Annotated in this window: 12 protein-coding genes and 1 pseudogene; 6 read left to right on the plus strand and 7 right to left on the minus strand. The window is 62.9% G+C overall.

Annotated features, from left to right (window positions below; translation table 11 throughout):
• The first annotated feature begins 2 nt into the window (after positions 1-2).
• Together BT179_RS19685 and BT179_RS19690 are read left to right on the plus strand one after the other, a co-directional pair.
• Positions 3-1,031, plus strand: a complete 1,029-nt coding sequence (locus tag BT179_RS19685) for an alpha/beta hydrolase (RefSeq protein WP_072396640.1) — start codon at positions 3-5, stop codon at positions 1,029-1,031.
• 65 nt (positions 1,032-1,096) lie between these two features.
• Complete coding sequence (locus BT179_RS19690) at positions 1,097-1,990, plus strand: LysR family transcriptional regulator (RefSeq protein WP_072431520.1); 894 nt, start codon at positions 1,097-1,099, stop codon at positions 1,988-1,990.
• Here BT179_RS19690 and BT179_RS19695 read toward each other — a convergent pair.
• Positions 1,978-3,150, minus strand: coding sequence for a (R)-mandelonitrile lyase (locus tag BT179_RS19695; protein WP_072431519.1), 1,173 nt, complete (start codon positions 3,148-3,150; stop codon positions 1,978-1,980). The genes BT179_RS19690 and BT179_RS19695 overlap by 13 nt on opposite strands.
• A 246-nt stretch (positions 3,151-3,396) precedes the next feature.
• On the opposite strand from BT179_RS19695, the pseudogene BT179_RS27025 reads away from it, so the two are divergent.
• A pseudogene (locus tag BT179_RS27025) lies at positions 3,397-3,519 on the plus strand (LysR family transcriptional regulator); the annotation flags it as partial.
• 19 nt (positions 3,520-3,538) lie between these two features.
• Here the strand turns inward: BT179_RS27025 and BT179_RS19705 are convergent.
• From BT179_RS19705 to BT179_RS19725, 5 genes are all read right to left on the minus strand, one after another.
• Positions 3,539-3,925 (minus strand): response regulator, encoded by a 387-nt coding sequence (locus BT179_RS19705; RefSeq protein ID WP_072396612.1) that lies wholly within the window; start codon positions 3,923-3,925, stop codon positions 3,539-3,541.
• Positions 3,926-3,927: 2 nt separating this feature from the next.
• Entirely contained in the window at positions 3,928-6,102 is a 2,175-nt protein-coding gene (locus tag BT179_RS19710) for a PAS domain-containing sensor histidine kinase (protein ID WP_072431518.1), read from the minus strand.
• A 95-nt stretch (positions 6,103-6,197) separates the two neighbouring features.
• Positions 6,198-7,028 carry an amidohydrolase family protein gene (locus BT179_RS19715; RefSeq protein ID WP_072431517.1) on the minus strand — a complete coding sequence of 277 codons (831 nt, stop codon included), beginning with the start codon at positions 7,026-7,028 and terminating at the stop codon, positions 6,198-6,200.
• A gap of 27 nt (positions 7,029-7,055) precedes the next feature.
• Positions 7,056-8,345: an MFS transporter gene (locus BT179_RS19720; RefSeq protein ID WP_072431516.1), complete on the minus strand. Its 1,290-nt coding sequence runs from the start codon at positions 8,343-8,345 to the stop codon at positions 7,056-7,058.
• A gap of 134 nt (positions 8,346-8,479) precedes the next feature.
• Positions 8,480-9,211, minus strand: a complete 732-nt coding sequence (locus BT179_RS19725) for a GntR family transcriptional regulator (protein ID WP_072431515.1) — start codon at positions 9,209-9,211, stop codon at positions 8,480-8,482.
• Positions 9,212-9,379: 168 nt separating this feature from the next.
• On the opposite strand from BT179_RS19725, the gene BT179_RS19730 reads away from it, so the two are divergent.
• Complete coding sequence (locus tag BT179_RS19730; RefSeq protein WP_072431514.1) at positions 9,380-10,747, plus strand: erythromycin esterase family protein; 1,368 nt, start codon at positions 9,380-9,382, stop codon at positions 10,745-10,747.
• A 21-nt stretch (positions 10,748-10,768) separates the two neighbouring features.
• Here BT179_RS19730 and BT179_RS19735 read toward each other — a convergent pair whose 3' ends face one another.
• Positions 10,769-11,458, minus strand: coding sequence for a phosphoribosyltransferase (locus BT179_RS19735; protein WP_072431513.1), 690 nt, complete (start codon positions 11,456-11,458; stop codon positions 10,769-10,771).
• Between BT179_RS19735 and BT179_RS19740 the strand changes: the two genes are divergently transcribed.
• Both BT179_RS19740 and fnr read left to right on the plus strand, forming a co-directional pair.
• Entirely contained in the window at positions 11,458-11,664 is a 207-nt protein-coding gene (locus tag BT179_RS19740) for a hypothetical protein (RefSeq protein WP_072431512.1), read from the plus strand. The genes BT179_RS19735 and BT179_RS19740 overlap by 1 nt on opposite strands.
• 59 nt (positions 11,665-11,723) lie before the next feature.
• Entirely contained in the window at positions 11,724-12,476 is a 753-nt protein-coding gene (gene fnr / locus BT179_RS19745; RefSeq protein ID WP_072431511.1) for a fumarate/nitrate reduction transcriptional regulator Fnr, read from the plus strand.
• Positions 12,477-12,561 lie beyond the last annotated feature (85 nt).

The following is a 12,561-nucleotide window of genomic DNA, read 5'->3' on the forward strand; positions in this document are numbered from 1 at the left end:
CCATGAAAAGACTCATCGCCTCAATGACATTGCTGCTCAGCTCGTTGTCCGCCACTGCGGCCGATATGTCTGACGGCGCCGATAACTTCTACACCAGCAAGGAGGTGATCGTGCGCAAGGTCAGCTTCAAGAACCAATATCAGATGAAAGTGGCAGGCAATCTGTTCATTCCAAGGAAACTCAATGACCAGAGCCGGCATCCTGCAATCGTGGTAGGCCACCCGATGGGCGCGGTCAAGGAACAGAGCGCCAATCTGTATGCCACCAAGCTGGCGCAAAGAGGTTTTATCACCCTGTCCCTGGACCTTTCGTTCTGGGGCGAAAGCGAGGGGCAGCCGCGCAATGCGGTCTCGCCGGACCTGTACGCCGAAGACTTCAGTGCCGCGGTGGATTTTCTCGGTGTCCAGCCCAATGTCGACAAGGAACGGATCGGCGCGCTCGGCATCTGTGGCAGTGGCAGTTTCGTGATCAGCGCAGCCAAGATCGATCCGCGCATGAAAGCCATCGCCACGGTCAGCATGTATGACATGGGCGGCGTCAATCGCAATGGACTGAAGCACTCCCAGACGCTGGAACAACGCCGGGCGATCATCGCCCAGGCCACCCAGCAGCGTAGCGTGGAGTTCGCGGGCGGTGAAACGCTCTACACCAGTGGCACGGTGCATCAACTGGATGAAAATACCCATCCGATCCAACGCGAGTTCTTCGACTTCTACCGCACCCCGCGTGGGGAATACACGCCACCGGGTTCGTCCAGGGATCTCACTACGCACCCGACGCTGACCAGCAACATCAAGTTCATGAACTTCTACCCACTCAACGACATCGAGACGATCTCGCCCCACCCCATGCTGTTCATCACTGGCGCCGATGCGCATTCCAGGGAGTTCAGCGAAGAGGCTTACAAACTTGCGGGGCAACCGAAAGAACTGGTCATCGTCCCCGGGGCCGGCCATGTCGATCTTTACGATCGGGTCGATCTCATCCCTTTTGACAAGCTCACCACCTTCTTCCAGAGCAATCTGAAGTGACAATTGCGCCAACCGGCCATTCACCGATGACATAATCCCGCCCTGCTCATACCAGAGACGGATCGATGACCACCGAGCGCTACGACCAACTCGCCATTTTCGCTGCCGTGGCCCGGGAGCGCAGCTTCACCCGGGCCGCAGCCAAGCTTGGCCTCTCGCAACCGGCCCTGAGCCGGGCGATGCGCCAGTTGGAGCAACGGCTGGGAGTCAGGCTGTTGTCGCGTACCACGCGAAGTGTCGCGCCGACCGAAGCGGGCGAACATCTGCTGCGGGTGGTGGCACCGCGGTTCGAAGAGATCGACAACGAAATGGCGATGCTCAGCGAGTATCGCGATAAACCGGCCGGGAAATTGCGCATCACCGCCGGCGAGCATTCCGCTATCAAGGTCCTGCAGCCTGCTCTCGCCAGGCTGCTGCCTGACCACCCCGACCTGAGTATCGAAATCATCGTCGACTACGGGTTCGTCGACATCGTCGCACAGGGGTTCGATGCTGGGGTGCGGCTCGGCCCGCAAGTGGCCAAGGACATGATCGCCATGCGCATCGCTGCGGACATGCGCATGGCCGTCGTCGGCTCCCCGGCGTATTTCGCTCGGCATGCCAAGCCTCTCATCCCTGACGACCTCACGGCACACAACTGCATCAACCTTCGCATGCCGACCCACGGCGGTCTCTACGTCTGGGAATTCGAAAAGGACGGACAGGAGCTGAACGTCCGGGTAGAAGGCCAACTGGTCTTCAACACCATTGCCATGCGCCTGGAGGCTGCGCTGGCAGGGTTGGGGCTGGCCTTCATGCCCGAGGACCTGGTGCAGGACGCCGTAGCGCAAGGCCGGCTGATCCGGGTACTGGAAGATTGGTGCGAACCGTTTTCCGGCTACCACCTCTACTACCCAAGCCGACGCCAGAACTCACCGGCCTTCACGCTGCTGCGCGAAGCCTTGCGCTACGACGGTTGACGGGGCTGGACAGCGTCCAGCGCTTCGGTGGCACGCCTGGCCGCAGCGGCGTTCCCTTGCTCACCCAGCAGCCCTATCAATTGTCGCAACTGCGTGACGCTCAGACCGACTCGCAGGCTGGCCGCCATGTGCGAACGCAGCTGCGACTCCACGCCGGGGGTGACGGCCAGCGCGGCAACCGTCGCCAGCTCACGACTTTGCCAGTCCAGGTTGTCGCGCTCGAAAATGTCTCCGAACAGATGCGTCTGCAAGTACTGGTTGATCACCGGGACGAAGTCGAACAAGGGCCCCTGGACGGGAGCGCCGGCAATCCGCGTCTGATTGGCCCGCCCCGCTGCCAGCAGCGCATCGCCAGTGGGAATCGCGCGGGCGGGCTCACGCCCCGGGTCATCCTGTACGCCGTCTTGCTTGCGCGCCTCCACCACCTTCATCAGTTCGCCAAGCGCATTGAGACTGCGGGGAAACCCGCTGTAGGCGTAGAGCTGCACCAGGATTTCCCTCGCCTCGCTGATGGTCAGGCCCGCATCCAGTCCTCGGTTCAAGGCCGCATCGAGGCCCGGCATGTCGCTCGTCGCCATGGCAGCGGCGATCAGCGGGATGGCCTGTTGCTTGGCCGATAGCGTTGCCGAAACCGCCTGGGCATCCGACCTGGGGGGTGACGTCAGCGTTGCGCCGGCATTGTATTGCTGGTCGCTGACCTGCTCCATCCACTCCACGTTCTTGCCATCCACCGTGCCGGTGATAGCCAGGTGGGTCATGGCGCTCATGGGTGCGGCACCGTGCCAATGCTTTACGCCCGGCGGACAGACGATCACGTCACCCGGGTGGATTCTCTGCACCGGCTTGCCCCATTCCTGGGTCAGCCCCACACCGGAAACCACCACCAGGCGTTGTCCTGCGGGATGGGTGTGCCAGGCCGAACGCGCGCCCGGCTCGAAGCTGACGTAAGCGCCGGACGCATCGATATCCGCTGCCGCGGGAAACAACGGTTCGACACGTACCTGCCCGGTGAAAAACTCTCCAGGGCCCGCCACCACCGCCTGGCTGCCCGCCCGGCTGATCTGCTGCGACATCCGGGATTCCCCGGCACTGTCCGAACCGACGGCACCGGTGAAAGGCGCGGCGGCACATACCGCAATACCTATCAGGGTCTTTTTCATGGCCGACGGCTCCTTGGGATCCGGGTGCCCTGGAGAAGACGACGGGGCCGGGGTGCAAAACAGGAGATACCCACCGCCGCTTCGACGGGCATGCTGGGTGGGTCAAGACGCTGTGTCATTGGCTTGCCTCTCGAATTGATTTCACAGAAGCACGTTACCCTCGGGTGATTGATCGATAAACCGCGTCAATTGCATAGCACTCATATCGCAAGCGCATCAATCCGGGACGCGCCCGCGCAGGCAGTAAACGCTGGTTTGCCGCGCCTGCCGGACGTGACCTATCACTTGTGGATTCGGCCCGATACTGTCAATCCCCTGGTGCGCCGGGCCTATGAATTGATTCGCAACAGCCAGGGGCTTGGAAACTGATGGGACCCACGGCGGGGAGTCAGTCAGTGTCGCTGCTTTCGCCAGCGCCCTTCAGCGCAAGGGCTATGCAATGCTGCAGCTGGCTTTCCGAGAACGGCTTGCGCAGCACAGGGTATCCGGCGTATTCGGCAGGGACGCCGCTGGGACCGTAGCCGGTGCTGAACAGCAAGGGAATATCGCGACTGCGCAGGATGTCGGCCACCGGAAAAACCCGCTCTCCCGCCAGGTTGACATCCAGGATGGCCAGGTCGACCTGCGCCGTCGCCGCTGCATCGAGCGCCTGTGCGAACCGGGCGACTGACGCCACCACTGCACAACCGAAGTCTTCCAGCATCTCTTCGATCAACAGGGCGATCGTACCCTCGTCCTCGACAAGGAGCACCCTGACCCCGGCGAATGGTGTCATGCCTAGGCTCCGATCAGGAACGAGAAACGACAGGACACGCCCTCCGGGACGAAGCGCAGGTCAAAGTGGCCTCCCAGATCGCGCTCGATACAACGCTTCATCAAGCGCGACCCCAGCCCCTCTCGCTCCGGCCCGGAGACCGGAGGCCCGCCGGATTCTTGCCAGTCCAGGGTAAACAGCGTGCCATCGGCCTGGGGCTGCAGGTCCCAGGTGACGGCCACCGTGCCGGTCTCGACCGACATGGCACCGTATTTCAGGGCGTTGATCGCCAGTTCGTTGAGGGTCATCGTGAGGTTCAGCGCAACCCGGGTACCGACATCGATGGACTCGCCCTTGACCGTGACACGGTCGGGCTCATGACCGAATACCGGCATGAGCACCTCCTGGGCCAGGGAATCGAGGGGCGTATTGCCCCAGTGCCGTCTCGTCAGCAGGTCATGCGCCCGCGACAGCGCCAGCAGCCTTGCTTCGAAGCGCCTGTAGCCGTCCTTCGCATCGCTTGCATCGCGGGCCGTCTGCACCGCCAGGGATTGCACCGTGGCCAGGGTGTTCTTGACCCGGTGATTGAGTTCGTCGATCAGGGTTTTCTGCCGGTTTTCCGCCTGCTTGCGCTCGGTGATGTCCACCAGCATGTTGATCGCCCCCACCAGGTTCCCCTCGGCGTCGTGCAGGGGCGTGGGATACGGGGTGAACGGTACGAGGCTGCCATCGGGACGCTGGGCGACGGCCTCCACGCCTCGTATCGGGCGGTTTTCCTTCAGGGCCACCGCCATGGGGCACTGGTCGTGGGCAAGGGGTGTGCCGTCGGTGTTGAACAGCTTCCAGGTGACGCACCACATATCGCCCAATTGCGGCGTGCGGCCCGACAGCTCGACCGCCGCCCGATTGTAGAACGTGATGCGGCCCTGCGCGTCGGTGGTATAGACCGCCGCTGGCAAGGCCTCGAGCAGATTGCGCATGTGCCGCTCGCTCTCGCGAACCTGGATCTCCATTCGACGAGCTGCCGTGACATCCTGGATCACTCGCACGCCGTAGCAGAACCCACCGTTGGCATCCCGGACCGACGAGCTGTAGACGTCCAGATAGATGATCTCGCCGTCCGGCTTCAAGGCCCGCTTGCGCACGACGTAGCTGTCCAGCTCGCCGGCCACCTGCCGCTCGTATTGGGCGGCATCCTCTTCGACGCTGTCCGGGTGGGTATAGTCCAGAAAGGTCATCGCCAGCAGCTCTTCGCGAGACCGGCCCAGCATGGTGCACAGGGCATCGTTCACACGCAGCAGACGGCCATGGATATCGGCCTCGGCAATTCCGATGGTGGCCGCTTCGTAGGTCGCCGACAGCCTGTCATCGCTCTGCTGGCGCGCCGTCTCGGCAGCGTACACACCGGTCAGGTCGATGGTGAAGCAGCGGGTATTGAAGAGTTTTCCTTCCTCGAACCGACCGTTGGAGGTGATCGCCACATGCTTGATCGAGCCGTCCTTGGCCATAAGTCGCGCCGGATAACGATCCAGGCAATGGCCGCTGGCGAGTTTATGGAGGATGTCGCCGATGACCGGCTCGTCGACATGGAAGTCGGTGATATGACGGCCGATGTACTCCTGCTCGGAGTAGCCCAGCAGCGCCAGCTCGGCCTTGTTGGCACGCAGGATGATCCCGTCGCCACTGACAATATGCAGGCCCACGGCGCTGTTTTCGAAGAAGTCCTCGAGGTCGGCGCTCTTGCGCCGCAACTCCTCGGCCATGGCGTGATGGGCCGAGACGTCCTGGAAGCAGTTGATGGCCCCCTGGATGACGCCCTGCCGGTCCCTCAGGGCCCGGATGTTCACCAGCGCCACGAATCGCGAGCCATCCGGGCGCTGGATGATGATTTCCTGGTTGCGCGTCACGCTGCCTTCGCTGAGGGCCTGGGCCATGGGGCAATCCCCGGGCGCCAGGGGGGTGCCGTCAGTGAGGAACAGGCGATGGGAACCACAGAAACGGTCGCCGTTATCGCCCAGCACAGGCGTGCGGCCCCAGAGCTGGGCGGCCTCGCTGTTGTACCGCACGAGCCAACCCTGGTGATCGCACAGGTACACCGCGCCGGGAATGGCTTCGAGCGCGTTCGCGCCTATCGACACAAGGCTTTCGTATTCACTCGGCGCCAGTGCTTCCCTGGGTAGCTCTTCAACGTTCGACACGGGTCATCCTCGATCTTTTCGCACTGACGCAATTGACTCTAGATCCCCATCGCCCTCACGAGTTCAGGAAAACCGGGATCTATCGTCCTGGCCTCTCAAAAACCGAATAATACCCGAGGCGCCTGCACCATTAACGCATGTCTCAGCGGCGCTGGACACGCCAATGTGTTCAACTGCTCCAGCACCGTCGCATAATCGATGTGGCGTTCATGCTGCGTATGGGGCCAGTCGCTGCCCCACACCAGGCGATGCGGGCCGAAACCCTGCTCCAGCAGGGCCAGCGCGGCCCGGGCGAAGGCCATGTTCTGCGGATCCGTCCCGCCCAGTCGATAGATGCCGGACACCTTCATCCACACCTGACCGGTCGACCCCAGCTCCAGCAACTCGGCAAAACCCGGTTGAGCGGTGTCCAGGCGTGCATCCGGACGGCCGAAATGGTCGACCACCAGCTTGACGCCGAACGGCAACAACTGACGGATCAGGCCCGGCAACGCCTCCACGCCGGCATGCAACTCCACATGCCAGTCCAATTCAGCGACGTGGCCGAAGAACGCCTTCCAGGCAACGTCACGCAAATCGGGCAAGGCCCTGCCGATCAGATTCAGGCGTACGCCCACCACGCCCTGCCCGGCCAGGTCGTCCAGCGCGGCGCGACTGACATCGCGCTCCAGCACGACCACGCCTCGCAACCGCTCCGGCGCCTGCCGCAGCGCCGCCAGCAGGTAACTGTTATCGGTGCCCAGGAAACTGGGCTGCACCAGCACACCATGGCTCAGGCCATGGGCGTGCAAGTGCGCCAGGTACTGCGCCAGCGTGGCGTCGTAATCCGGTGTGTACCGCCGGCCAGGGACCAGCCGCAGTGAACGGCTGAACACATGGGCATGGGAATCGATGCCGGTAAGCGGCGTGGAACAGGTCTCGAACATGGGTTTCATCTATCAAGGGCGGGCCTGTCAGGCCCGGACGCTCTGGTTATCGATCTCGGCGGTTTTCGCTGGTGCGGCCGCAGCTTCCAGGCTGCGGCCACGGGTTTCCGGCAGGCAAAGGGCTGCGATCACTGCCACGCCGTAGGCAATTCCCGCATCGATGCCGATGGCCGAGCCCAGGGACATCGAGTCACTCATGTGACCGACCAGGAACGGAAACACCGCCGACAGTACCCGGCCGAAGTTGTAGCAGAAACCCACACCGGCGCCGCGCACGTCCGCCGGGTACAGTTCGTTGAACAATGCCCCGAGGCTCGCCGGGATACCGGCTGCGAAGAAACCGAGGGGGAATCCCAGGAACAGCATCTGGGTATTGCTCAGGGGCAGGAATACGTAGCACTGCACGGTCACCACACAGCACAGCGCGAACAGCACGATGTTCCTGCGCCGGCCGATGCGATCGATCAACAGGCCGCTGACCACGCACCCGCACCAGAAGGCCAGGATGATCACTGCCAGGTAGCCGCCGGAATTGAGCACCGACAGGTTGCGCTCGGTCTTGAGGAAAGTCGGCAGCCAGGTCATCACCGCGTGGTAACCGCCGTGGGCGCCCAGCCCCAACAGACCGCCGAACAAGGTTACGCGGATCAGCTCGGGACGAAAGATCCCGCCCAGGGACTTGAAGAAACTCTGTGGAATGGCCCGTTCCTTCCGCAGCCGCTGGAAGGTGTCCGGCTCCTCCACGTTACGCCGCACCCAGATGATCAAAAGCGACGGCAACAGGCCGACGATGAACATCACGCGCCAGGCCATGTCCTGGGGCACCAGGGAGTAGATCAGCGTGAAGACGCCGACCGCCAGCCCCCACCCCACCGCCCAGGCACTCTGCACCGTACCCATGACCTTGCCGCGGTATTTGGGATTGATGGTTTCGGCCATCAACACCGCACCGGCGGCCCACTCCCCGCCGATGCCGAAGCCTTGCAAGGCCTTGACGATCAGCAACTGGTGGAAGCCGGTGACGAAGGCCGACAGGAACGTGAAGAACGAGAACCACAGGATCATCCACTGCAGCGTGCGCACCCGACCGTAACGGTCCGACAGCGTCCCGCCGACCCAGCCACCCAGGGCCGAAGTGACCAGGGTGACACCGCTGATCAGCCCCGCGTCGCCCTTGCTCAAGGCGAAGGCGGCAATCAGCGCCGGTATCGCCAGGCCGAACATCTGTACTTCCAGCGCGTCCAGCGACCATCCGCCGAAACAGGCCCAAAACGTTTTGCGCTCGCGCGCAGTGATCTGGCGATACCAACTGAACATGATTCTTGTCCTTATAGGTGGAACGAAAGGCAGCCGAGAGCGAACCGCGCCGCTGCTGGGCCAGTCATGGCAAACAAAACGATCGAGACAGCGGCGACCGATACGCCGCCGAGCGCCCCGCTAATCCGGCGGGGTCAACGGATTTCCACGCTGTAGCGGAAATGCTCGGCATGCCCGCGAGAGCGTCGCCACTCCAGGGGGTTGCCGGCGTAGTCGCGGGCCAGGCGCTCGATCACCACTACCGGACTGTCGACCGGCACGTGCAGCAACCGCGCGTGTACTTCATTCACCGATTCGGCGGTGAGGGTTTCCTGGGCATAGGCGACCACCTGACCGCAGGCTTCTTCGTAGATGGGATACAGCAACGGCCCTTTCTGGTTCAGGTCGAGTTCGAGCAACGGCTGAAACCGGCTGCGGGGCAACCAGATCTCCTCGGCGAGCACCGGTTTCACATCCAGCAGACGCACCCGGACAATACGAATCACCGGCGCATCGGCCGGCAGCCCCAATGCCTGGGCCACCGCCGACGGTGCGGTCACCGGCTCGATGGACAGGATGCGACTTTCCGGCACCCGACGTTCGCCCGATGCACTCTGGAAACGGAAGAAGCGGAACAGCGACGACTGGAACTGCGGCCGACGAATGAACGTCCCGCGGCCCTGCTGGCGCTCGAGGATGCCCTCGCTGACCAGGGCATCGATGGCTTTGCGCACGGTGCCCGTGGACAACTGGTGCTCCGCCGACAGCGCCGCCTCGGTGGGGATCGCCTCCCCCGGACGCCAACGGTTATTGGCGATCTGCTCAGCCAATTGGTCTCGCAGACGTTGATAGAGCGGCAGGCGGACATCGCTGGGAAGAGATTTCATCGACCTTATTCACCTTGTTATCTAGTCATATATATGAATCTTGGCGGCGAGTATTTGCTTCCCGATGGTTTGTTGTCAAGAATGGAAACAGAGGCTGGCTGACGAACGGAGCGACCGAGGCTGCTGTCAGCGTCGCCATCGAACATCCACCCCCAAGGGGATGACGATATGACCACGCCCTCGCAAGACGCACCGCAAGGCCCCCACGGCTCCCCTCTTCCCGACGGGAAGACAGTCATCGCCTCGCTCCTGCAGCGATACGCCGAACCGCTGCCCGATCCGGACTCACCTGACTTCGCCCCGATGTTCGACCGTTACGCCGACGCCCGGGTAGTGATGATCGGCGAGGCCAGCCATGGCACCAGCGACTTCTATCGACTCAGGGCGGCCATCACCCGACGCCTGATCGAGCGGCACGGCTTCAACATCGTCGCCGTCGAAGCGGACTGGCCGGACGCGGGCCATCTGGACCGATACGTCCGGGGACTGGCACCCTCGGCGTGGAAACGGCACATCTTCAGCCGATTCCCGACCTGGATGTGGCGCAACACCGATGTGAGGGCGTTTGCCCACTGGCTGCATCGCTACAACCAGCGGCTGGCCCCGGACAACCGCGTCGAATTCCGCGGGCTGGATATCTACAGCCTGCGCAACTCCATCCATGAAGTGTTGGCCTACCTGGAACGGGTCGATCCCCGACTGGCCCAGGAAGCCCGACGGCGGTATGGCTGCCTGACGCCCTGGCAGGATGAGCCTGCGTTGTACGGCCACTTCGTCGAGCGCGATGGCTTGATGCCCTGTGAAAATGCGGTGGTCGAGCAGCTCAATACCCTGTTGGCCGAACGGCTGGCCGGGTTGGTCAAGGACGACGAGGCATTTTTCAATGCCGCGCAGAATGCACGGGTCGTCCAAGCGGCCGAGCATTATTACCGGGCGATCTATCGTGGATCGACCACCTCCTGGAACCTGCGCGACCAACACATGTTCGACACCTTGCAGGCTCTGCTGGAACACCGCGGCCCCCAGGCGAAAGCAGTGGTATGGGCACATAACTCCCATATCGGCAACGCGGCCGCCACAGAGATGGGTTGGCAGGGCCAATTCAATATCGGCCAGCTCTGCCGCAACACCCATGGCCACGACGCGGTGCTGATCGGCATGGGCACCGACCGTGGCCAGGTGGCAGCGGCCGATGACTGGGACGGCGACATGCTCATCAAGGATATCCGGCCGTCCCGCCCCGACAGTTGGGAACATCAGTTCCTTGAGACCGGCATCGCGGTGTCATTGACCGACTGGCGAGACCCGCGACGCACCGAGCTGCGCCACGCTCTCTCCAAGCCCCTGCTGCAAAGGGCCATCGGCGTGATCTACCGCCCCGAAACCGAGCGCCACAGTCATTACTTCGAGGCCGTGCTGGCCGAGCAATTCGACGCCATGATCTGGGTCGAACAGACGCAACCGTTGACCGCACTGGCATTGCCCGAGGGCCAGGCAATCGAATCGGAAGACGAAACCTTTCCGTTCGGCGTGTAGCCGGCCAGCGCAAGCCTGACCCTACGCAAGGAGGTCGCCCGTCGACTCTCGTTGCCAGGCACGCTGCAACAGATCGATGACGACTTCATCCGGAGTCTGGGAAAAGTCCTCGTACCAGTGACCGATCGAGATCATCCACTCAGGCACCAATGGGCAAATCACCTCGTCCACCTCGCTGCGCAAGGCCTCCAGGGTTTCCAAGGGGGCAACCGGTACGGCGACGACGATGCGCGAAGGTGCCTGGATTCGCACCGCATGGATCGCCGCCATCATGGAGGCTCCCGTCGCCAGGCCATCGTCGACCAGGATCACCACCTGGTCCTTGAGCGGCAGCGGCGCGCGTGCGCCCCGGTACGCCTGTTCACGACGCATCAGCTCGCGAGATTCCTGCTCGACCACCGCGTCGAAGCGGTCCTGGTCGATCGGATGCGCACGCAGGACATCGTCATTGAGGATTCTGATCCCGCCGCTGGCGATGGCGCCCATGGCGAACTCCGGATTCGACGCCATGCCCAGCTTGCGCACCAGCATCAGGTCCAGGCGCACTCGCAGGGCGGTGGCGACTTCATACGCCACCGGAACCCCGCCGCGAGGCAGGGCCAGCACGACAACATCCGGTCGATGGGCGTACTCGAGCAAATGGTTCGCCAGCCCTTGTCCTGCGGCGTGCCGGTCCTTCAAGACGGTTTGCAGCGAGGGACTCTGACCCATTGGAAACCTCCCCAGGCGACGACGCCTGCCCGTTCGTGATGAATTCGCCGAACCCAGCCTGTCGGCTCGATCCAGCGTCCTCCGATACCGCGGCCCTGGCATTGATTGATGTCAATTGCCGGCCCGAGACCTGCAGCCACGACAACCTGCGCGAGAAATACCTGCCTCAGGCTCCGCCAATCGACCGTCGGTACGGCATCGGCTGACAAAAAACAGGCGTGACCTGGTCAAGCATCTATGCTTGCTCCATCGGAGGACCACTTCCATGGCCGATCATGAAGTCCAGCTCCTGCACGTGCACGCCCTCAAGGCCGCCTGCTCCAATTGCAGCGTGCTTGAACTGTGCCTGCCCATTGGCCTGACGGGCGGTGAAGTCGAACGCCTGGACACCTTGATCGCCCAGCGCGTGAAGGTCAAAAAGGGAGCGGCGCTGTACCGCACCGGTGATCCGCTGCGCTCGTTGTATGCGGTGCGCCTGGGGTTCTTCAAGACCAGTGTGCTCTCGGTAGACGGTCGCGAACAGGTCACCGGTTTCCAGATGCAAGGGGAAATGCTCGGCCTCGACGCCATCAGCACCGAACATTACGCCTGTAATGCAATCGCGCTGGAAGACAGCGAGGTGTGCCCTATCCCGTTCGGCACCCTGGAGAAGCTGGCACGGGACCTGCCGTCGTTGCAGCACAACCTGAACAGGCTCCTGAGCCAGGAAATCGTACGCGACCACAGCATGTTGCTGATGCTCGGCAACATGAATGCCGATGAGCGCCTGGCGGCGTTTTTCCTGAACCTGTCTCAACGGCTGAACCAGCGTGGCTATTCCTCCCGGGAATTCGTCCTGCGAATGAGCCGCGAGGCCATCGGCTCGTACCTGGGGCTGCGCCTGGAAACCATCTGTCGCAGCATCGCTCATCTTCGCCAGGAAGAACTGGTGGATATCCAGGGACGCAATGTCACGATCCTGGACTTGCCCGGCCTCAAGCACAAAGTCGCCGGCTGCCATCGTCACGTCGAGCTGTGATGCCTGCCTCGCCGCACATCTGATCTACATCAATACCCTCCCACGCCTGCAGGCCGACATTAAGTCACAGCGTTCGAAGCCTCTT

The organism is Pseudomonas sp. NFACC43 (assembly GCF_900119645.1).
Lineage (GTDB): Bacteria > Pseudomonadota > Gammaproteobacteria > Pseudomonadales > Pseudomonadaceae > Aquipseudomonas.